Genomic DNA, 21,960 nt, shown 5'->3' with positions numbered 1-21,960 from the left:
GTAATTCCAAGCCTATCATTTTTTGAGACATTTTTTATGCTTATGAATCAACCTGCATTCTTCTGGCAATTCTTTTGACCAGGGCAGGTATTTATCCAGTATCTCTGGATGATTTAGATAGTCGTTATTGGGCATGCTTTCCAGGATGTATTTCAGGTATTCATAAACATCCAGATCATTGGCCCTGGCGGATTCTACTAATGTATAGAGAACGGCATTGGCCGTTGCACCTTTAGGTGTGTCTGCAAAAAGCCATGCACGTCTTGCTGTGGCAAAAGGTTTTATATTTGCTTCGCATAAATTATTCGAGATTGGCAGCCTGCCATCTTCTAAAAATGTTTCCAGATAGTTTCTCTGGTTTTTAGAGTATACCAGCGCAGTTGTCAGTTTTTCATTCGTAGTAGAAAGGGCCGCTGTTTCTTCCACCCACGACCAAAAGGCCTCGAGGATGGGACGTGACGCATCCTGACGCTTCTGTTTTTTATCTTCATAAGGCTGATCCTTAATCTCTTGCTCAACTTTAAAGAGGAGATTGATGAACTCCCTGCCTTCTGCTCCCTTGGACCCGGGGATTTCCTCCCCTTGATTATCCAACGGGATGCTTTCTATATAGTAACGCCGGCAATAAATTTCCTTTGATGCTTCCACCTTTTCATACCCTATGTATGCATCCGTGGTCAGATATCCGTGAAATCCCCATAATAGGTCTTTTGCAACGTCACCGCTTCTGGTGCGGGAGTAATGGAAGAAGGCGGCCCGAATGTCTTCACAGGCACCGCTGCGAATTACCCACATATAGGACTCACTGCTTGCCTTTTTCCCCATTTCCTTATTACACTGGATTCGGGTTTCGTCCATGTGCAGAATCTGGCAGTTCAACAGCACCTCATGAATCCTGTTATAAATGGGGGTCAGCCATTCCTCGCTGCAGCGAATGGTCCAATTGGTCAAGTTTCCTCTTGACAACACCAATCCCATCCGATACCAGTCCTTCTCCTGACGGGCAAACGGCAAACCCTGTGCAAACTTCTGATATATGACCTGGGTCACAAGAGAGGAGGTTGCTATTGAATGAGGTAGTATCGGTGAAGGAACTGCCGCTTTCTGAAAGTGATCTCTTGGGTTTTCACTTCCTTCTTTTCCACACATTGTACACTTTGCCACCTGCTGAATGATCTGTTTTACCTTCAGCTTTGCCGGTTCAAACTCCACTTCCGTACGGACGACCTTTTTACCGATAACGATTAACTCTCCACCACATTTAGAACAGGTCTCCTTTTCTGGAATTACATACTCCTCTACTTCCTGCGGCAACCCTGCAAGCATTTCTTCTCTTACCCCAGGTTTCCGTGCTGTCCTTGTATAACCAGGAACAGCAATCTCCTTTTTCTCTTTAAGCAGCCCTCCCGCAAGATCCTGCAGAGAGGTAACAAAGATAATTGTCCTTCCATTTGTGATACTTCTGTGGAGGAACCAAACAACTTCTTTCTTGCATGAAGAAGTGCCTAGATCATGTTTTCGATCTGTATATTCTGTTTTTGGATAATCTTATCTTTTGCTTCGATTTCCTTTTGTTGTTTTTCGGCAAGCACTCGAAGTTTCAGCAGTTATTCATGTTCTGTCATTGGTATACTTATCCTTTGTTTTCTTACCTATAATTATACCATTTTGGAGCATATAATGCCATCTTTTTTGCACATCCCAAGCACCGAAAAGTGCTAATTTTACGCGCTTTCCAGAGGCTTTATCTGTCACTTTTCAGTGGTCAAAAACAGGTGGACTTCGCATCCATTTTTACCGGATGGAGCGCTCTTTTCTGTTCAATTTCCAGCCCCTGTAAAAGCCACTGCACTTGCTGGTAGGATATCTCTTTTACTTCCGAGGGATCTTTTGGCCACTGGAATTTCATCCCATCCAGAAGCTTTTTGTTTGCTAAGATAAAACCATTGCTGTCGTACCGGAGCACTTTGATTGCGTTTCTTTTCCGATTACAAAACAGGAAAACATATTCATTTATAAAAGGATCCAGTTCAAACTGCATATTAACAATAGCTGCAAGCCCCGCCGACTGTTTGCGGAAGTCTGTTGCCCCACATGCCAGGTAGATGTGTCTTGCATCTTTTACAAACAGATCCATCATAACTGTTGTACCTGATGGTACTGGTGAGGCTGGTAGCTCCAGTTTGGCAAACTGAGGTGCTACAGGTTGTATTTCCCTGGATTCTATATGTAGCCGTTTCTTCCAATAGTAAAAAGTAGACTTTTTTATATGATTCTGCCGGCACCATGCAGCCATAGACATACCGCTAGATGCCTGCTCTTGAATCCGTTCTTTCCATAAAGCTCTATTATCCTGATCCATTGCGTGGCCTCCTAAAGATATTTTAGGTCAATTTTACAGAATTTTCTCGGGAATTACACGACGATATCTTTTGGAGCACTTACAAATTATCAAGCAGGCATTAATGGAATTAACACAGAATGTTGCGAAAGATGGAAAGAAAGACAATGAATCCGTTCAGGATAAACTGCTGGCATTGTTAATAGAAGATAACAAAATATCTGCTAAAAGTGCAGCAGAGAAGTTGGATATGTCTGAAAGACAGATACAGAGATTGTTAAAGACTATGAAAGATGATGGTATAATTGAAAGAAGTGGATCAAATAGAAACGGCACTTGGAATGTTCTATAGTTTTTTAATGTCGTAATATATGACGTAAATAATGTCGTAATAAATGACGCATATCATGTCGTAGATAAAGGAGATGGATTTCATGAATTTACAGGAAATACAAGATAAACTAAATACCTTGCTTCAGGGAACGGAAAGAAAAATTGTCTTTTGGTACGATGATGATGCAGCGTATGCGGAAGATATACCTGAATTGAAAAAGTAAATTCCGTATGCAGAACTAAATTCCACACCCCCTCTAAAAACCTTGAGTTTTTATAAGTTTCTTAAGACAAACCCCTTAAATGATGTTATAATGATCCTAAGATTTGAGAAACTTCCTGTTTTTGGGTATGGCAAACAAGACCTATGGATTTGGTGTATGAAAAAGTTAATTCCACAGGTCCTGCTTTAAATTTAAGATTTGTCTGTCCTGACAGAGGTTTTTCTTATTGGTTCTAGTGTTTCAGCAGCTTAGGTGATAAGATCACCTCATCGGGTGGGATGAGTTTTAGCTGCAGGGCCCCGAGTACTTCGGGGCCATATTTTTTTAATGCCAGTTCATATGGCGTTTGGTCTCCCAGATTTTTCCTTGGAGCAGAGTTGATATGGTTCACAACCCTGTTGAGATCCCATTGGGTCAGTGATTCAAACAAAGTGCCTTTTGGCAGAATCATTCGAAGCATGGTATGTACATTCTCAATTCCGCCTTTCTGGTTGCTTCTCATGGGATCACAGTAATAAATGCTGGTTCTCTGAAACCCTTCCGGATCCGTTTCCAATCCGTCCGGATCTCCGAACTCTTTGCCCCGGTCGGTCAACAGGCAGGGGAACAGAGACTGGAATTCATAGGCATCTCCCAGAGAAGCCTGCAAATGCTCAAATACAAGCCGCACAGCTCCCGGAGATCGGTCCATACGATGTGCCAGCAATAGTTCTATATCCGGGAAATACAGTGTGTGAATGCATTTGTCAGAGCCTCGGGCTGATAATACGGTATCCATTTCAACGAACCCGCCAAGAGACAGCCCCAGAACTTTAAAATCCGAATAGGTTCGTCCTTGAAATACCTCACGATTTACAATCTGTGTTTTATGGCATTTACGGGCTTTATATTTCACCTGGCGTTTTAAATCGATATTCCGAGAAAGAAGGATCCCCTGGTCAATGTAGTTATAAAGTGTTTTTACAGACAGACCCAGTTCCGGATGATTTGTTACAATAATATAAGGTGACTGTCCCTGTGCAATCAGCGGAGCAGCGACAGAATCAATTCTATGAAGCTCTGAGCGTGTAAGATTGATTCCGGATCATGCGCCTTCCAGAAGTTCTTCATACTCCCTTTGAGCAGTACGGGCATTATAATTATATTTCGTTGGGATGGAACAGAGATTTTTTCTCTTACTGCATCCATTGCAGACATAAGGAGCATGTAAAAGACGGGTGCAGGATTCCCGTTCAAATCGCAGGCAGACCTGATTGCATTTATGGCAGGATCTGCAATGCTTGTCGCAGATAATCACCTTTTGGCATGCATTTGTTTTCTTACAGCGAAACCGATGGATACAGAAGTTATAAGGGTTGTTAAAACTCCCTCTGTTCCAGGTATTCTGAGAACGATGTTTTCTGATCTCCTTGGAAATCGTTGTAGGATCCTTACAGAGAAACCTCGAGATATCTTTGAACGATGTACGCTGATTCAGTGTGTCTTCAATGTACTGTCTGTCCTCAAAGGTCAGATGTTTCTGATTACCGGGTATTGATTTCGACATAGTGTACCTCCATGCCGTCAGAACAACAGATATCAGAATACTACAGAATTAAGGGAATATCAAATACTCGTAGAAATTGGATGTGAAAGGGTTAACTCCACATGTGAAAGACTAAACTCCAGTTAGGATAACCAGAGTAGAATTTACTTTTTTAATTTACAAACCATATAAAAATTAAAAATGGTATTGACCTATACATAGGGAATGCGCTATAATGTTTAGCCAATAAAAATCGAAGGAGGGGTGAAACCCTATGTATCATGTGGCTATTTGTGATGATGATAAGGTATTTATATCATATATTAGAAAAATTTTTAATCAAGCTAAGGGGAGTAATCAATATCAATTTAAAATTCATGAGTTTTATTCAGGAGAGGAATTGGTTAATAGTTTAGATACTAGTGTGCATTTAGATTTACTTATTTTGGATATGGAATTAGGTGGTATTGATGGGGATGAAACTGCAAGAAAAATTCGTGAAAAATTCAAAGACACTGTGTTGGTATTCTGTTCAGGAGTGCGTGCTCCAACGGTCAAATCATTTAAGGTGATGCCCTATAGATATTTGTTGAAATCGCATTCAGATGGACAATTTGTATGTGAAATGAAAGAAATTTTGACAGAGGTAACAAAAAAGTTTAAAGAAGAATATATGGTAGGGCATTATAGAAATAATGTAATTCGGGTTAATATTCAGGATGTTTTATATGCAGAAAATGCAAAAAGAGGTAGTAAAATTACTGTATGCTCAGATTGTGAAGCGGCAAAATTTGAGGGACAGATACTGGTAGATGATAAACTGGATGCATTGGTAGCTAAATATCATGAACTTGCTTTTGCACATAGTAGCTACATAATAAATATTGGACATATTGAAAAAATAGTAGATAATGAGGTTTATTTGGATAATGATGAATGCTTGTCTATATCAAGAACATATCAAAAAGAATTCCGCCAAATTTTTACAAAAAGTATTGCTGGGAAATATTAATAAGAGAGGTGGGAAATAATGGGATGGTTGGATTTGCTTATCCTGTTTTTTTGTTGTATTATTGAAGTTTTCCTGCTGTATGACTATTTTAACAATTTTTTTGAATTTAAGGTAAAAAGAAAATACATTAAAATATTATGTGCAGGAACAATAGGTGCAATTTTTTTGATTAATATGTTGCAAAGTAGTATTTTGAATTTGATTCTTATTCCTATGATACTGTGGATTTTTGTGACAGTATTATTTGACTCTAAATTAGGAATCAGATTTGTGTATTTTATTATGGCGTATAGTGTCATGATTGGTATGGAGTTTTTGTACATTATATTGTCCAATACAACAACAGCATTGTTGGCGAAAACAGGTTTAATTCCGGTGTCAGAATATTTATGGCAATTATTGCTTATAAAATTTTTGAATTATATTGCGTTTATTGTATTAAAACAGATGTCTGCAAAATCGAAAAAACGAATGACGAACAAACTGTTTCTTGTTTATCTATGCGTGCCTGTGTCTACTTTAGGTACTATGCTTATCGTGTTTTATTCAGGAATAGATATCGGAAACAATATGGTTTTAAAGATATTAATGACATTGTTTTTTGTATGTATGATAACTGGAAACATGGTATTATTTTATGCATTTCAAAAGTATACGGAAAATTTAAGTGAAAATTCTAAACAGGAATTAGAACTTCTTTATCAAAGAGCTGAAGTAGAGAGATTGACTAAAATTGCTGAGTGGAATGACAATTATAATGAAATTGTACATAATACATCACATTATCTTAAGGTAATAGGACAGTTGGCTTATGAAAGAAAAAATGATGAAATATGTAAAGTGGTGGATAAGCTGAATGGAAAGCTAAACAGGGAAGAGATTTGTGAATACAGCAATCATAAAATGTTAAATATAATTTTGTTTGAATATTCGACTAAAGCAGAAAGTGCAGGGATTGTTTTTGATGCATATGTGGAACCCGGCTGTATTTTGAATCATATTCCGGATGTTGACCTGATTACCATGTTAGGTAATTTACTGGATAATGCTATTTTGGCTGCATCAAAGAAGGAGAAGGATTCCTCTGTTATTGTAAGAATTTTTATGCAAAAGGAAGGAAAACTTTGTGTGATTAAGGTAGTAAATGATTTCGTGGAAAAAATTCAGGAGGATAGGGGAAGATTGATAAGCACGAAAAAAGAAGCAGGAATGCATGGGATAGGATTGACAAGCGTTTCAAAGATTGCCGAGCAGAATAATGGATATTTAGAACATTATATTAGTGATGAAAAATTTAATGCTGTGGTAGTGCTGGCGGTTTGATTAATAATTACATATTTAGATAGAATGATAAACTCCCTTTCAGGCAGGTAATAAAATGAGGATTACCTGAAGTCTGAAAGGGAGTTTTTTTGTTATTTAGATTTGTAAAATAAAAGGGGTTTGTGAAAAGTTTGGACATTAAATGTCGAAATCGGGACATTGTATTTAAATATTTTGGAAATGGGTGTATGATGCACAAAAAAATATAGGAGGATAAATCTATGAAAGTAAAAAAAAATTGGGGTAAAGGTGTAATGAAGGGTTTAAATGTCTTAGCGTTATTGTTGGTTATGCAGACTGCAAATTCGGCATGTATATGGGTGGCTCACCAACCTGAATTTCCAAAAGCGGCTAATAAGTTTAAAGTCAAGTGATTTGGAAACTGTGATGAAATAGTCGGCAATCGTGTAATATTTCGGATTGGTTGTTGACGAAAATCATGTATTAATATAAAAATATTGGCAAACTTATAGAAATATAAGGACGCAAAGTTAGAAGTCGAAAGATTAATAATAATCAAAGGTGGTTCGACTGCTACGTTTGGTGGCAGTTTTTTGTATTCACGATAAAAATAAAACCATCTGCTATGCAGGTGTGTCCCCAAATAGCTTTAGCTTCAAGCAAAAACCTCCTTTGCTATAATAAGTGTAGGAGATTGACAATATTGAATAAAAGAATAGATCAAGAACAGGTTTTTCGTATTCATTTCCAAATTGAAAAATTAATTGATGCAAATCCTAAAGTTGGAATTGTATTAGGCTCTGGCTTAGAGAATAACTTGAAAAATTTCATGTTGAAAAAGCAAATTGATTTAAAAGAAATCGATGAATATCCTAAATCTACTGTGGAAGGTCATAGTGGAAAACTGTTGTATGGAACACTTGAGGGGGTGGAAACTCTCATTTTTTTAGGGCGTATTCATTTCTATGAAGGATATTCTATGGATGAAGTGATAATTCCTATGAGAATTGCAGAATTAATGGGGATTAAAATCATGATTCTGACAAATTCAGCAGGCGCAATCAATTGTCAGTATGAGGTTGGTGATTTTGTTTTGATAGAAGACCATATCTCGCTTTTTGTACCTAATTGTTTAATGGGGGAGAATGACGAGAGATTTGGGATAAGATTTCCAGATATGACACAAGTCTATGATACTGAGCTGATCTGTAGAGCGGAGGAAATAGCAAAATTGGAGAACATCAATATACATAAAGGTGTATATGTTCAACTGATGGGACCTAGTTTTGAAACTGCTACAGAGATTAGAATGCTTCGAAATTTGGGAGCTGATCTTGTAGGAATGAGTACAGTCGTCGAGTCAGTTTGTTGTAGGCATATGGGGATTAGGGTATGTGGAATTTCCTGTGTTTCTAATATGGCAACGGGTATAACTAACCAAAAACAGTCTTATCAGGATGTTAAAGATACTGCTCAAGCCGTTGCAGATAAGCTTGTAGTTTTGTTGAGCAGATTAGTAAGCAGTTTAAAGGAGGAACCGGATTTGAATGAAAACCAGAATTTATAATGCAAGAATATTAACAATGGAAAATGAAAAAGAAATATTTCAAGGAGAAATATGGATCGATGATGAAAGGATTTCTTACGTAGGTAAGAATATTGATATATTAAATCAACACTTTGATAAGGAAATTGACGCTGAGGGTAATTTGCTTATGCCAAGCTTTAAAAATGCACATACTCATTCAGCAATGACTTTTGGGAGAAATTATTCTGACACCTTAAAAGGTGGAGAATGGTTAACTAATGTTATTTTTCCAATGGAAGCAAAAATGACGCAGGAGCATGTATATGAGCTTTCCAAGATTGCTTTCCTTGAATATATTGTAAACGGAATTACGGCTTGTTTTGATATGTATTACGAACCACAGTCAATGTCACGGCTGTCAGAAGAATATGGTTTTCGAACAGTATTATGTGGTGCAATAAATAATTTTCGAGAAACACCAGAAACAATAGAAAACGCATTCTTACACTATAATCAATTACATAAGTATATATCATATCGATTGGGAATTCATGCTGAATATACGACTAGTTTGGAATTGTTAGAAAAGATGGCAGAAATGGTTCATAAATATAAACAACCATTCTATACACATGTTTCAGAAACAGAACAAGAAGTTAAAGATTGTATTGATAGATATGGAAAGACTCCAACACAGCTATTTGATAGTTTGGGTTTATTTGATTTTGGTGGAGGAGCTTTTCATGGAGTACATCTGACTGACAGTGACATTTCAATATATAAGAAACGTGGATTATCGATTATAACTAATCCGGGCTCAAATCTAAAACTTGCCAGTGGTGTGGCAAGAATCAGCGAATTTACGGAGAATGGTATTAATGTTGGTATAGGAACAGATGGACCAGCAAGTAATAATGGTCTTGATATGTTTAAGGAAATGTACCTAGTGTCAACACTTCAAAAGCTTATCAATAAGGATGCTTCGGCTTGTCCTGCTAAACAGGTTGTACGGATGGCAACACGAGGTAGTGCTATTGCAATGGGGTTAATCGATTGTGATATTCTAGCAGTTGGAAAGTATGCAGATATGATTATGATTGACCTAAAGAAACCAAATATGCAACCTATTAACATCTTAGAAAATGCTTTAGTATACAGTGCTAATCCAACTAATATTCTAATGACAATGATTGGTGGAGACATCAAATATTATAAAGGTGAAATTTATATTAATGAGGATATTGAAGATTTGTATGGCAGAGCAGAGGAGATTGTAAAAAAACTTGCATAAAGAGGATATGAGATGAAGATATTGTTCATTGTAACTAGTTATTGGGCAATTGGTGAGATGGAGATAGCAGTTCAGTTTGCCAAAGGATTAGCTAATCCTCAAGATGTATTGTTCTGGGTACCAAGAAAGCATGAGAATTATGTAAAAACAAAGGGTTTTCAGACTGTATCTTTGTATTTTAACATGGTAAAACTTAATAAAATAATGCTAGAGAATATTCAAAATTCATTTGCCCCAGATTTTGTTGTTTTGTCGGATTACCTCAACTATGTATTTTGTGAGAAACACTATGGGTTAACATTAGATGATTTAGATTATTTTACAGGAACAATTGGTGGTTTTGATTTATACAATCAGGTAGAAAATCCACGAAGAATGGATACATATGGATTCCAAAGCAAGTTAACTACGGTTGACGAAAGAATAAAGTTTATATTACATCCATGTCCATTGCTGGAAGGAGATGTAACTAATGAAAATAAAAATCGCTTTGCAGTTCGTTTGGTGGACAAACTAACACTGCGAAGTAAAGAGGAAAAGGAAAACGTCAAAAAAGCACTTGGAATCAATATTGAACAAAAGGTGATACTTATCACAAATGCACAGTGGCAATCTACTTATCGAAAGTATGAGAGAGCAGTTAGCTTTGTGGAAAAGGCTGAACGTTATTTTCAGGCTATATTAGAGGAATTATCAAAAGACTATTACGTCGTAGTAATAGGAAAAGAAAATGAAGCAGATAGTAACATTCATTATTTACCATCTGTTTCGCCAGATACGTTTGATAAATATATTGATGCAACTGATTTATTTTTAAGTCGAAATATTATTTCAACATCCTTTGCGAAAGTTATATTAAAAGGGATTCTAGGGGTAGTGCTTATTAACTCAAGTGTGGATGAAGATGCATACAAGTGCAAGACGTTTCCTGTGGGATGGTATGATTACATCGCTCCATTAGAATCAAAAAGCTTATATTTTCAATGCTTTAAGCAGTACGAAATGTTTGAACAGTCAGATTGTATTATTAAAATTAAAGAATTATTTTGTGAGCCACAGGATCAGAAAGTATTGAAAAAATATCATGAACAGTTAAAAAAGTTAAAAAATGCACAAGATATATTCAATGAGCTAGAAAGGAAGAGTGTAGATGGAAGAGATAATGATTCATATTAGTAAGTTAAACAAGTCATATGGATCCAAGCGTGTGTTAAAGGATATTGACCTGAATGTAAAGAAGGGTGAATGTCTCGGAATTGTTGGAAAGAATGGCACAGGAAAAACCACTCTTTTGGAATGTATTGAAAATATAAGAAAGTGGGAAAGCGGAACAGTTTCTATTCAGGGAGTTAACAATTTAGGAAAATATAAAGAAGTGTTGGGAGTCCAACTTCAAAGTTCTTCACTTCCTGCTGATATCAAGGTTATAGAAGCAATGGATTTGTTCGCAGTTGAACATGGAGTTACTTATTCTAAGGAAGATTATGAAAAGTTTGGAATTCAGTTCTTCCTAAAGAAAAAATATAAGCAGCTTTCAACAGGTCAGAAAAGACGTTTACATTTATTTATTGCAATTCTTCATGATCCACAGATTGTAATATTGGATGAACCAACAGCAGGACTTGATATTGAAGGAAAAGAACAGCTTTATGCTGTTATTGATGAATTAAAAGCTAAAGGAAAAACTATACTGATTACTTCTCATGATATGACTGAGGTAGAAAAATTGTGTGATCGGGTAGCATTTGTTATTGATGGTCGTATTGTCAGAATTGATGAAATGAGTACACCAGAAAATGAAGGAAAAGAATTTGTAATATGTATTAAAACTCAAAAAGGTATAGGAAACTATATTGAAGGTATTTCATCGGCTACATATCATGGCAAAACAAAAGAATATGAGGAATATCACTGTATTTCGATAGCATCTTTTTTGAATGAATTCTTATTATTAGTTTTACAAAATGATGATGAAATTGAGGATTTATATGTTAGAAAGAGTTCGATAGAAAAAGAATTAGCGGATTTAATAAAAGGAGCGTAAACATGAAAGCATTCAGAAAAAATATAGCAGTTTATTACAAAATAAATTTTAGAAATGTTTTTTTATTTATTTCATCCTACTTAATGCCTATAGTATTTTATCTGATGTTCAGTGCGGTATTTGTATCTATAAGTGAAGAAAATAAGAAAACTATAATACGTAGTATGTGTCTTTTTGCTATTACAATGAATAGTTTAGTGGGATTACCAGGAAACGTAATCCAATATTCGGTAGGTGATATTAACAGGGCATACATTATTGGAGGAATTAGGTTATGGCATGTGTTTTTATCAATTGCAATCAATAACATGATTAACTCTATTGTTGTTTGCACACTTATTATTCTCACAGCACCTGTATTTTTCCATGCCGCACTGCCGGCATCACTGGGATATTTTTTATGTACATTATTGGCGTGTATTGTTATATCAACATTGATTGGAATTGTAATAGGAATGGTTTGTAAGTCAGACAATGTAGCTATCATTGTGTCTCAGTGTTTGTTTTTACCATCTATTTTCCTGAGCGGAATTATGATGGATGTCAGCATACTTCCATCAGTAATGAGAAAAATATCAAATATTTTTCCTCTGACTCATATGTTTGTACTTACAGATAGAATACAGCAGGTTTCGGCAATTTATATTTCATGCATAACTGTTGTATGTCTTGTTGTGGTTATTCATAGATATAGAAAAATTATTATTTCTCAGTAATTAAAAATCTTTGAGAATAATGAAAAATATAAAAGAGTAGGAGGAAGAAGAATGCAAGAGGTGGTTGGGTTTATTCCAGCAGCAGGAGTTGGAAGCAGAATGAGTGGGTTTCCAATTATGAAGGAAATGTTACCTATGCCAGCTTCTGTAAGTAAGGATGAAAAAACATCAATCTTAATAGATAATGCGATTCGTTCCATGATTGACAATGGTATTACAACTATAGTGTTTGTTGTAAATGATGAAAAAAGAGAACTGATCAATTATATAAATAGAGAGTATGTTTATCCACAGAAGATACAGGCTGCATTTATCTATCAGCGAATTGACGGAAAACACTATGGGGTGCCGTTTGCAATTGAAAGTGCATATAACTTTCTAAAAGGCAAAACAGTGGTAATGAGATTCCCAGATACATTACTTTTGGCTGATGTTAATCTGGAAGGCTTGCTCAAGTGTCACGAATCAAATAATTCTGATTTAACATTGGGAATATTTCAGACTGCATATCCTGAAAGGCTTGGTCCAGTGCATATGGATAAGGCTGGAATGATATCTAAGCTAGAAGATAAGCCTAAAGGACCTACTGTGTACAATACTTGGAACTGTATTGTGTGGGGAGACAAATTCACGGATGAAGTTGTGCACTGCATCAATGAGAAAAAATCACAGGGTAATGAGAAAGAGATGATAATTGCAGAAATCATGCAAAAGTTTATCGCACAAAAAAGAGCCTACGCTTATGAGTTTGAAAATGTTGTTTGTATTGACGTTTCAAGCATAAAGGAATTAGAAAAAATTTGGGAAAACAAGAATTAATATTGAGAAATGGAGATTAGAAAATGGAAAACAACAATGAAAAGAATTTAGAAAACTTAAACGATACTAGTGCATTACAAGAGTTTATCGAAGTATTAATAACTGACGAGGAAATGAAAGAGAAATTCATTGCTAATCCAGAGGAAGTATTAAAGGATTACGAATTAAACGAGTCACAGAGATTATTATTAATGTCACTTGAACAGGAAGATATTATGAAATTATCTCCTGAAAATGTTGAAGAATTTTTCTCAGCAGATTCAGCTGTTTACACTCCAGAAACCGATGAAGACTTATTAGATTCTAACAGTCAGGGGGAAGATGATTTACTATGATAATGCCAGATAAAGTAAGAGAAGAATGTTTTCGTACTGCAATATTTATGAATAAGTTTGAAAAGGGAAGAGAAAAGCGTAAAGCAATGTTAAGCGTTCAATATGAAAAAAATGCTGGAAATATTGAAATTGCATATACATATGGTGCATATTGTTTCCTTTACGGAGAAAAGGGAGATATCCTTGACCAGAAAGATGCGATAGTTGAAGCACAAAGAGTATTTAATATGATCAGACAGATGGATAAAAATGAATGGCTTGCCAGATATTTCAGTATCCGTTTAAATATGCTTGTTTCAGATGATTTCAGAAATGATAAAGACATTTATGATGAGATAGTTGAGTTCGAGCAAGATGAAAAGATGGACGATATTGTCTATACTCAGATGACTAAACTTATGAAAGCAGAATCTTTATTTAATATGAAAAAATATGGTGAAAGTAAAGAATTGTTAAAGCAGATTTTGGACAATCCTAAGAAGATTGTTAGATTAAAAGATTTCTTTTTTAATCAGGTTTCATCTCTTTATAGAAAGATGATTATATGTCAGGAAAATGAATTTGCAGATGAAGTAAAAGAGATACAGGACAAGTTGTTTGTAGTATAGGCTTGGAAGGGAAAAAGATGAATCGAACGAAAATAATGGTTTGGACACTTGGAACAATTTCTGCAGGTGAGATTTCAATAGCAGTTAGGTTTACCCAGGGATTGTCAGATGAACTGTTTGATGTATTGTATTTATTACCTAAGAATTATCAGGATGTTATTCCGGAAAAGACAAAGCGTTTCACTTTAAATCCAGAAGACAGTAAAATTGAAAATAAACAAAAAATACAATCAATTGTTGATGAATTTTCTCCAGATTTCTTTTTTTTATCTGATCCGTATACGGCTCATTTTGCAAGTTCCTGGACAGGATATTCATTTTCAAATATACAGGAGTTTAAAATACCAATCATAGGTCTGGACGAATATGATTTAAAAGAATTTAAGAGAAAGAAAGATTACTATGGCGGTATGTTAGTTAATGATCGTGATTTGATTGAAGAATGTGATTATTTGCTTCAGGATGTGCCTGTAAATCCAATGAATGATTATGTTGATAATAAAGTATGGAGATATTCTTTATTTAGCAGTGAAGATATTAATATTTCACAAAAAGAAAAGATAAGAAAATCAGTTAATGAAGAATTAGAGATTGATGAAGATGCTAAACTTATCATGCTTCCAGTGTCGTCTTGGGAAAGTGTTAATATGAATCGTTTGCCTATTTTGGATGGGTTTATTGAGAATCTCTTGAACCTTGTTTTGTTTTATCTTGATGAGTTGAAATTAAACGAGATGGTTTGTTTACTACATGTTGGAAAGCAAAAAATAAATTACAAACCAACAGGGAATGTTACATATAAAAATATATCATCAATGAATTCAGATCTGTATGAGAAATGTATAGTTTCCAGTGATATTTTTATGTCATTTAATGCGGTTTCTGTAAGCTTGAGTCGAGCAATTCTAAATCAGGTTCCTTCAATATTGATGATTAATGAGAAGGTTTTGAATTTTGCTCTTCTTGAAGATACTATCAAGAAACTTCCCGCTCAATATGGTGAAATTGTAAAAAGAATACATATTGCATATCCATATTACGCGAGTACATTTGGATGGTACAAGTTTATTAGGTCAATTACTCAAAACAATGATTACTATGATCTTTTTACAACAGTTCCAGTTTTTTCATATTCAAAGATGAAAGCTGCTATTAGCGAAGCTCTTGATAGTAATCAGTATTACAAAACAAAAACAGAAAAATTAAATACCTATCTAAATCATTTGTTAGAGTTAGATTCCCCAAACGAAATCATGATACAAATATGTGATAAAAAAGGAGTTTAAAATGGAGTGGACTAAAAAAGGTTTTCAAGCCCAAAATATTAGTTCCGTATTATATGAGTATTCTGTAAAAATGGATCATATTGCAGAAAATGGAACAATCAATATGACCCATTTCCTTACAAGCGAGTATAATATGATTCCCCAAAGACAATCGAAACACGCTAGTTTATTAGACACAAAATACGAGATTGTAAATATGTTTTATTCCCCAAGCGGTAAAAAAACAATTGAATGGACTTTTGCAAAGGAAAAAAGTTTTTCTAGTGTATTGTTTAATATGTCGGTAGATTTGGCGGTAGATTATTATCAAAAGGAAGGAAAAGAGTTATTAGATGGACAATGGGAGATAATAAATGAACTATTCTCAATGTTTCCTAAATTACCTGTAACCGGTCTTATTCATGCCTTTGTATATGACATTATAGGTATGGATCAGATATTGTCACATATTGTATCAAGTGACAGTAATTATGTGGATTTTGACGACAGACTATCTATTAATTCTCTTGATCATAAATCATTTGATATGTCAGCGGGATTATATGATGCAAGCAGTGAATATAAGAATGGAGACATGAAGGTTGGATATTTGGGAGAAGCCGTTTATCATGATAGAAAAACAGTGGTTTACTATTTTTCATGTGATAATGCTTCTTTTCAAATGAGCGACAAGAATAAATCTAAAAAAGGATTTTCCTATTATAGAGGAAACATTGCAATTGATTATGAAACAGGCATTTTGTATGGAGCAGATATGACTGAGTATGTATTTTCGGGAAATAATCAATTGTTGCGTCGAGATATGATGATTAAGGCGAAAGAGGTAAATTTTTTATAGGAGCAGCATATGAGTGACTTAACAAAAACGGCAATTGACTACAACCTTATTATGATTGAATTAACTAATGGTTGTAACCTTGATTGCGAATATTGCTATAGAAGTAGGTTAAAACTTAAAGGTAAAATGTTGACACAGGAGGAACTGCTATTCAGACTTGGAAGAATCAAGGAGAATACAGCAATTCTCTTTTGTGGAATGGGAGAGCAACTCACTCATCCACAATTTTACGATTTTTTAGAGCTTGCAGGAAATCATAGGATTCAGTTAGTTACTAATGGAACTATAAGAATCGATATGGACAGATTGACACGGGCAAAGAATGTTCAAAGCATCACATTTTCAGTTGATGGACATGATGAGGAAACTGCCCAAAAAGCATGTAGTCGATATCGCTTTGATATCCTAATCAGCAATCTAGAAAAATTGCAGGAACAGAAAGGTATCCAGATATCAATCAATTTTGTTATTTCTAAAGATAATGTGGATTACTTGTTTGAAATGGCAGATTTCTGCAATCAGTATCAGGTAAGCGCTTTAAATTTATTATTACCTACTACAGATTTAAAATGGGTTAGTAATAATTATGATAGAATCCATGAAGTGCTGTCAGAACTTAGAAAATATGTAGAAGAAAAAAATTATACAATGATTGTTAACCTGCCAGATACTATGTTTTGTATGTATAATGGCTATATAATTCCTTACATTTCAGTGGAAGGATACGTGAGACCATGTTGTTCACATAACCGGGGTGTACGTGTCGATGGTCAGATTCAGAAAAACAATATGGAGGAGATTATGAATGATACTCCCTGGAAAACGTTTATCAATGAATTTGATTGTGACAAATGTAGTATGAATCAGGTTCGTTTTTCATTTGAATGAGAGAGGAGAGAATGTAATGTTACCAATGGATATATTAGATGTTCGACCTACAAGTATTTCATTGGAGGTATCCACAAAATGTCCACTAAATTGCGTATACTGTGAAAGAAAAGGTAAAGGCGAGAATATGGAAAAAGAACAATATGTGGAACTTATGAAACGCATAGAGGAAACTGAACATATTAAGAATGCCGTTTATTGTGGTATTGGAGAAAGTTTCATGAATACTGCATTTTATGAAATGGTAAAAACTTCTCCATTTCAGGGAATTAGTATTATTTCAAGTGGAATGTTACCAATTAAGTTTGATGAATTAAAGGAAATGGGAAAATTAAAACTGGCTATATTTTCAATTGATGCAGTGACAGAGGAAACGATTAAGAATACCTGTGGTGAAAACTATCGATATGATATCCTGTTTGAAAATTTAAAAAAACTTCGTGAATTAACAAAAGGTGACAGGAGTGTCATGTCTCTTTTGAATTGCACGATCAATAAATATAATTATGATACACTTCCTGAGATTGTAGAGTTTGCGAAGGAACATCAGTTTAAAATTGTCCATTTTTCATTACCTTGGGGAATGGAAGAATTTATAGTAGAACATTTAGCAGAAATAGAATTGGGAATTATGAAAGCAAAGTCAATTGCAAGTAAGGCACATATTCTTTGCGATAATCCTTTCCGTTCATATTGCTGTATTCAGTATGATTCTATTTTACCTTTCGTAAATATTGAAGGAAATGTTTTCCCTTGTGGATTTGCACTTCACCAGAATTATCAAGTTGGAAACTTGATTAAGGAGAGTTTTGAAGATATTTGGAATGGAGAACAATATAGTTCGTTTAGACAAGGCGGATTATGCGAAAAATGTTTTATGATGCGAATGGATAAGCTTCGCAAAGGAGAAGTCAATGCAGGAGAGTAAAGAGAAAGTTTTAGAAAATAAAATTTTAAGTCAGATCAATAAGGTATCTAATACCATCGGAATCGAATTAACAACTTTTTGCCCGTTAGATTGTATATATTGTACAAGAAAAATTAATGAACGTTGTGATCAGAACCTTTCGATGGAGAAATTTGAAGAATTATATAAAAAAATAGAAAATTATGAAAGAGTTGTTATATGTGGAATAGGTGAGCCATTTGTTTATCCACATCTATATGAGGTTCTTGAAAGACTAAAGGATAAAAGGGTAGTTTTGATTACAAGTGGAAGTGTAAAAATTGATTTTGAAAAACTTAAGCACGGTAATTGTATCGAGGTAATGATTTTTTCAGTTGATTCACCTACAGAAGAGGGAATGAAAAAAATAGCATCAACTTACAACTGGGAAAACCTTCAATATAATCTTTCGCAGGCAAGGGGATTTACAAGAATAATTAACTGCACTATCACAGAAGAAAATATTAAGGACCTTACAAGTCTTGTTCAGTTTGCAGCTGAAAAAGGTCTTAGTGCTATTAGTTTTACAATGGATATCAGAAGAGTCGAAAATGGTGAATACAGAGAAGATGTTAATCAGATTCTTCTGGAAGCAAAAAAAATTGCTCAGAAAAATCGAGTATTTTTTATGGATAATTCAACAAACTTTAAGTGTCTGAGTTGGTCTAATCTTGTTAATTACATTAACTTGAAAGGTGATTTTTTCCCATGTTGCCATGGCGTGAATTCTAAGTATGTTTGTGGAAACATTTTTGAAAGCAGCATTTCAGAGATATTAGAATCTGAAAAAATGCAGGCATTTAAAAAAGGACATTTGTGTTTTAGCAATTGTAAAATATTTGATGACTGTTGTAAGTTACATGACTTGAGGTAAGTGTAGGGAAGGCTAGGTAGATTAAAATGAAAAATTTAAGTGTACATTTAACAGATACTTGTAATAATTCATGTATTTTTTGTGTAGTAGGTTCTCATGTTGGAACACCTGAAAAAGTAAATAGAAAGTTAGTATATGAATTCTTAAAGGAAAACAAAGATGGAGGGTTCGAGTTTGTAAATCTTCACGGTGGAGAGCCAACACTTCTTGAAGAGTTCCCAGACATTATAAGAATGATTAAGGAGTTGGGATATCCTAATATTTCTGTTCAGACCAATGGACGTTTATTAAGTAATATGGAATTTGCAAAGCAGACAATAAATGATGGTGTTAACTTATGTGTCATATCTCTTCATGGTCATACTAAGGAACTTCAGGATTATTTTGCAGATGTAGAGAATAGTTTTGATGAAGCAGTTCGGGGAATTAAAAATGTAATTTCATTGGGATGTAAAGTTAGAACTAATATATGTGTCTGTAAGCAGAATTATACTCAGTTGGCAGATATCGTTAAGTATTCAATGAGTCTGGGTGTTTCCCATATTAATATTTCAAATCTGCATACAGCAGGAAACTGCCTTAAGAATTTTGAACTTGTAGTACCTAAACTTAGTGAGGCTATTCCATATGTTAAAGTGGCAGTTGATGCATGTGTTGAAGCAGGTGTGAAAGTTACTCTTGAAGGTTATCCAATGTGTGTATTGGGTGATTATTCAAAATATCTAATTGACTGGGAAGAGAATCAGTTTAAGATGCTTTATAAGAGTTTTGTATTTAAAAACTATAATACCTTTATGGAAAACAATGCCAAAATGAAGGGGGAGGTATGTAAGGAGTGTGCTAAGAGAAACTTATGTGGTGGTGTATACAAAGAGTACGCAGGTGCTTACGGATTTGTAGAATTGATTCCAGAAGCAGAAGAGAAGAAAATAGTGTAGAAAGAAGGGCCACATATGAAAAGTAAAAGGATTTATGTGGGACTGGCTAATTCAGTACATGATTCTGCTATGGCAATTGTTGATGAAGATGGAAATGTTTTGTTTGCTGAAAGTACTGAAAGATACCTTCAGAATAAACGTGCAATTGGCGTTTCACCAGATCACTTTGTCTGGACAAGAAAGGTATTGGATACTTATGCTAAGGATGCTACACAAATTGTTCTTTCAAGAAGCTGGTCTGATAAAATGAACAGCATTGTGGATGGGCAGATTGCAAAGGTAATAGAATCAGAACCTATTATTGACAAATATTCTTCTCAAATTAATGATGAACTGATATATGAATTCTTTTATGGTAAATTCATGGCATATGCTAGTAGGAATATGCTTGCATGTCCAGGGGTATCATTTGAACATGAGTTAAAAAGCAGAGAGAATAGTACTGCAAAAGTTATTAAAAACATTGGATGGAATCATCACTTGTCTCATGCGGCTACGGCGTGTCTTACATCAGGAATCGAATCGGGATTGTGTGTAATCCTAGATGGTTATGGTGAAGAAAGTGCTGGGGCAGTCTATGAATATAATCAAAATGAAGAATCATGGGAAAAGATGTTTGTTTGCGATGAAGATCTTAGTTACAAGAGTACGGCAAGTCTTGGCAGTTATTATTCTTTGATATGCAGATTCTGTGGATTTGATTCATTAAAAGGAGAAGAATGGAAGGTCATGGGACTTGCCTGTTATGGAAAAATAAATCCAGAGTTCTATAATGAACTTCGTGAATTAATCTGGATTGAAAATGGACATATCATTGAAAAGGAAGTACTGAAAAAAAATAAAGTAGTTGAGAAGCTGACAAGATATAAGATAAAAGAAGGTCAGGACTTTTTAGAGGTTGCTGATATTGCTTTTACAGGACAGAAATATTTTGAAGATATTCTTCTTGAATTTCTTAATATTTGCTATGAAAAGCACCCAAATAAAAATCTTTTATTTGGAGGAGGATGTGCACTTAATTCAAAAGCAAATGGATTAATAATAAAGAATACCCCTTTCGAGAAACTTCATATATATTCGGCACCTTCTGATGATGGCAACGCCCTTGGAGCTGCTTACTTAAGTTTCCTTTCAATGGGAGGAAAGAAGGATAATTTAAAACTGCTTACTCCTTATTTGGGAAGTAACTTTGAACAGGATAAGCTTTATAAACTTAACAAGTATGGATGGGGTAATATTGAATATGTCGGGGAGAAACAATATGAATTAGCCGCAAAATTGTTATCAGATGGAAAGATAATTGGTTGGGCTAATGGAAGAGCGGAATTTGGACCAAGAGCTTTAGGAAATCGTTCTATATTAGCTGATCCAAGATATTCTGAGGTTAAGGATCATTTAAATGCGCATGTGAAATTTAGAGAAGCCTTTAGACCATTTGCACCGTCTATTTTGGAGGAATTTGCAGAGGAATATTTTATGGATGCCGAGGATTCACCATACATGCAGAAAACACTTCTTTTTAATGAAAATAAATATGATGTTGTTCCAGGGGTTGTTCATTTCGATGGAACAGGAAGATTACAGACTGTAAAGAAAGAATGGAATCCGCAATACTATAGATTGATTCATGCTTTTTATGAAATTACAGGAGTACCGGTTTTATTGAACACTAGCTTTAACGTCATGGGAAAACCTATTATTCATTCTGTTGAAGACGCAGTAGCGGTATTTACAACTTCAGGTATTGATGGTTTATTTATTGAAGGATATTATTTATCAAAATAATAATGATTGAAGTTGTTATTATATAAAAAATATTCTAGATAAGAACCAGGGTGTAATAGATGTCGGAGAAATGGAAAGTATGATTTCATCCTTTGCTGATATGCCTAAACGAATGTCTTTGGTAGATGAAGAACCTTGGCATACAAAAGGAATTAGAAAGGCTGTTGTGAAGAACTTTCTAATCTACTTTTGGGTAGATGATGCAAACAAGAAGGTACAGGTTTTCAACATCGTATTTGCGCAGGCAGTTGAAAACAATATGTAAATGAAGATACGATGAAGGAAAATTTGCTATGAATAACTGATTGAAAGTATGGGATAATAATGGTATAATTAATCCATAGT

At 34.7% G+C, this 21,960-nt stretch carries 23 protein-coding genes, 1 pseudogene and 1 riboswitch; of the genes and pseudogenes, 21 read left to right on the top strand and 3 right to left on the bottom strand.

Going from position 1 to position 21,960, the window contains the following annotated elements:
* Positions 1–15: 15 nt before the first annotated feature.
* Together tnpC and tnpB are read right to left on the bottom strand one after the other, a co-directional pair.
* Entirely contained in the window at positions 16–1,326 is a 1,311-nt protein-coding gene (gene tnpC, locus INP51_RS14990; RefSeq protein WP_230406826.1) for an IS66 family transposase, read from the bottom strand.
* A gap of 439 nt (positions 1,327–1,765) precedes the next feature.
* Positions 1,766–2,362, bottom strand: coding sequence for an IS66 family insertion sequence element accessory protein TnpB (gene tnpB, locus INP51_RS14985; protein ID WP_193735577.1), 597 nt, complete (start codon positions 2,360–2,362; stop codon positions 1,766–1,768).
* Positions 2,363–2,465: 103 nt separating this feature from the next.
* Between tnpB and INP51_RS14980 the strand changes: the two genes are divergently transcribed.
* Together INP51_RS14980 and INP51_RS16335 are read left to right on the top strand one after the other, a co-directional pair.
* Complete coding sequence (locus INP51_RS14980; RefSeq protein ID WP_193735576.1) at positions 2,466–2,693, top strand: winged helix-turn-helix transcriptional regulator; 228 nt, start codon at positions 2,466–2,468, stop codon at positions 2,691–2,693.
* Between the two features lie 82 nt (positions 2,694–2,775).
* On the top strand, positions 2,776–2,898 hold the full coding sequence (locus INP51_RS16335; protein WP_268885800.1) for a hypothetical protein: 123 nt from the start codon (positions 2,776–2,778) through the stop codon (positions 2,896–2,898).
* 232 nt (positions 2,899–3,130) lie between these two features.
* Here INP51_RS16335 and INP51_RS16620 read toward each other — a convergent pair.
* Positions 3,131–4,444 (bottom strand): annotated as a pseudogene (locus tag INP51_RS16620) (IS30 family transposase).
* A 253-nt stretch (positions 4,445–4,697) separates the two neighbouring features.
* Here INP51_RS16620 and INP51_RS14970 point away from each other — a divergent pair.
* The 19 genes from INP51_RS14970 (at position 4,698) to INP51_RS14880 (ending at position 21,880) form a co-directional block, all read left to right on the top strand.
* Entirely contained in the window at positions 4,698–5,435 is a 738-nt protein-coding gene (locus tag INP51_RS14970) for a LytR/AlgR family response regulator transcription factor (protein WP_193735575.1), read from the top strand.
* 18 nt (positions 5,436–5,453) lie between these two features.
* Positions 5,454–6,758 carry a sensor histidine kinase gene (locus INP51_RS14965; protein WP_193735574.1) on the top strand — a complete coding sequence of 435 codons (1,305 nt, stop codon included), beginning with the start codon at positions 5,454–5,456 and terminating at the stop codon, positions 6,756–6,758.
* Positions 6,759–6,979: 221 nt separating this feature from the next.
* Positions 6,980–7,132 (top strand): cyclic lactone autoinducer peptide, encoded by a 153-nt coding sequence (locus tag INP51_RS14960; RefSeq protein ID WP_230406825.1) that lies wholly within the window; start codon positions 6,980–6,982, stop codon positions 7,130–7,132.
* Between the two features lie 76 nt (positions 7,133–7,208).
* A riboswitch (cyclic di-GMP riboswitch) is annotated at positions 7,209–7,297 on the top strand.
* 125 nt (positions 7,298–7,422) lie between these two features.
* Positions 7,423–8,286 (top strand): purine-nucleoside phosphorylase, encoded by an 864-nt coding sequence (locus INP51_RS14955; RefSeq protein ID WP_193735573.1) that lies wholly within the window; start codon positions 7,423–7,425, stop codon positions 8,284–8,286.
* The gene (locus tag INP51_RS14950) at positions 8,267–9,538 is read left to right on the top strand and encodes an amidohydrolase (RefSeq protein ID WP_193735572.1); all 1,272 of its coding nucleotides are present in this window, start codon (positions 8,267–8,269) and stop codon (positions 9,536–9,538) included. The genes INP51_RS14955 and INP51_RS14950 overlap by 20 nt, the downstream gene beginning before the upstream one ends.
* A 12-nt stretch (positions 9,539–9,550) precedes the next feature.
* Positions 9,551–10,714 (top strand): DUF6365 family protein, encoded by a 1,164-nt coding sequence (locus INP51_RS14945; protein ID WP_193735571.1) that lies wholly within the window; start codon positions 9,551–9,553, stop codon positions 10,712–10,714.
* On the top strand, positions 10,689–11,582 hold the full coding sequence (locus INP51_RS14940) for an ABC transporter ATP-binding protein (RefSeq protein ID WP_193735570.1): 894 nt from the start codon (positions 10,689–10,691) through the stop codon (positions 11,580–11,582). The genes INP51_RS14945 and INP51_RS14940 overlap by 26 nt, the downstream gene beginning before the upstream one ends.
* 2 nt (positions 11,583–11,584) lie before the next feature.
* Complete coding sequence (locus tag INP51_RS14935) at positions 11,585–12,298, top strand: ABC transporter permease (protein WP_193735569.1); 714 nt, start codon at positions 11,585–11,587, stop codon at positions 12,296–12,298.
* 51 nt (positions 12,299–12,349) lie between these two features.
* Complete coding sequence (locus INP51_RS14930; RefSeq protein WP_193735568.1) at positions 12,350–13,117, top strand: sugar phosphate nucleotidyltransferase; 768 nt, start codon at positions 12,350–12,352, stop codon at positions 13,115–13,117.
* A gap of 23 nt (positions 13,118–13,140) precedes the next feature.
* Positions 13,141–13,452 carry a hypothetical protein gene (locus INP51_RS14925; RefSeq protein WP_193735567.1) on the top strand — a complete coding sequence of 104 codons (312 nt, stop codon included), beginning with the start codon at positions 13,141–13,143 and terminating at the stop codon, positions 13,450–13,452.
* A 47-nt stretch (positions 13,453–13,499) separates the two neighbouring features.
* Positions 13,500–14,060, top strand: a complete 561-nt coding sequence (locus tag INP51_RS14920; protein ID WP_193735566.1) for a hypothetical protein — start codon at positions 13,500–13,502, stop codon at positions 14,058–14,060.
* Positions 14,061–14,077: 17 nt separating this feature from the next.
* Positions 14,078–15,346 (top strand): DUF6365 family protein, encoded by a 1,269-nt coding sequence (locus tag INP51_RS14915; RefSeq protein WP_193735565.1) that lies wholly within the window; start codon positions 14,078–14,080, stop codon positions 15,344–15,346.
* A 1-nt stretch (position 15,347) separates the two neighbouring features.
* A complete protein-coding gene (locus INP51_RS14910) occupies positions 15,348–16,184 on the top strand; it encodes a hypothetical protein (RefSeq protein WP_193735564.1) in 837 nt (278 codons plus the stop codon).
* 9 nt (positions 16,185–16,193) lie between these two features.
* Positions 16,194–17,072 (top strand): radical SAM protein, encoded by an 879-nt coding sequence (locus INP51_RS14905; protein ID WP_193735563.1) that lies wholly within the window; start codon positions 16,194–16,196, stop codon positions 17,070–17,072.
* 25 nt (positions 17,073–17,097) lie between these two features.
* The gene (locus tag INP51_RS14900; RefSeq protein ID WP_193735562.1) at positions 17,098–18,000 is read left to right on the top strand and encodes a radical SAM protein; all 903 of its coding nucleotides are present in this window, start codon (positions 17,098–17,100) and stop codon (positions 17,998–18,000) included.
* The gene (locus INP51_RS14895; RefSeq protein ID WP_193735561.1) at positions 17,987–18,892 is read left to right on the top strand and encodes a radical SAM protein; all 906 of its coding nucleotides are present in this window, start codon (positions 17,987–17,989) and stop codon (positions 18,890–18,892) included. Before INP51_RS14900 ends, INP51_RS14895 begins: the two co-directional genes overlap by 14 nt.
* 26 nt (positions 18,893–18,918) lie before the next feature.
* The gene (locus tag INP51_RS14890) at positions 18,919–19,830 is read left to right on the top strand and encodes a radical SAM protein (RefSeq protein WP_193735560.1); all 912 of its coding nucleotides are present in this window, start codon (positions 18,919–18,921) and stop codon (positions 19,828–19,830) included.
* A 15-nt stretch (positions 19,831–19,845) separates the two neighbouring features.
* Positions 19,846–21,615, top strand: coding sequence for a carbamoyltransferase family protein (locus INP51_RS14885; protein WP_193735559.1), 1,770 nt, complete (start codon positions 19,846–19,848; stop codon positions 21,613–21,615).
* 100 nt (positions 21,616–21,715) lie between these two features.
* Positions 21,716–21,880, top strand: coding sequence for a hypothetical protein (locus INP51_RS14880; protein ID WP_230406824.1), 165 nt, complete (start codon positions 21,716–21,718; stop codon positions 21,878–21,880).
* The last annotated feature ends 80 nt before the right edge of the window (positions 21,881–21,960 follow it).

This window comes from Blautia liquoris (assembly GCF_015159595.1).
In the GTDB taxonomy this organism is placed as follows: Bacteria; Bacillota; Clostridia; order Lachnospirales; family Lachnospiraceae; genus Novisyntrophococcus; species Novisyntrophococcus liquoris.
The sequence above is the reverse complement of the archived record's forward strand: the minus strand, read 5'-3'. Positions and strand labels throughout refer to the sequence as shown.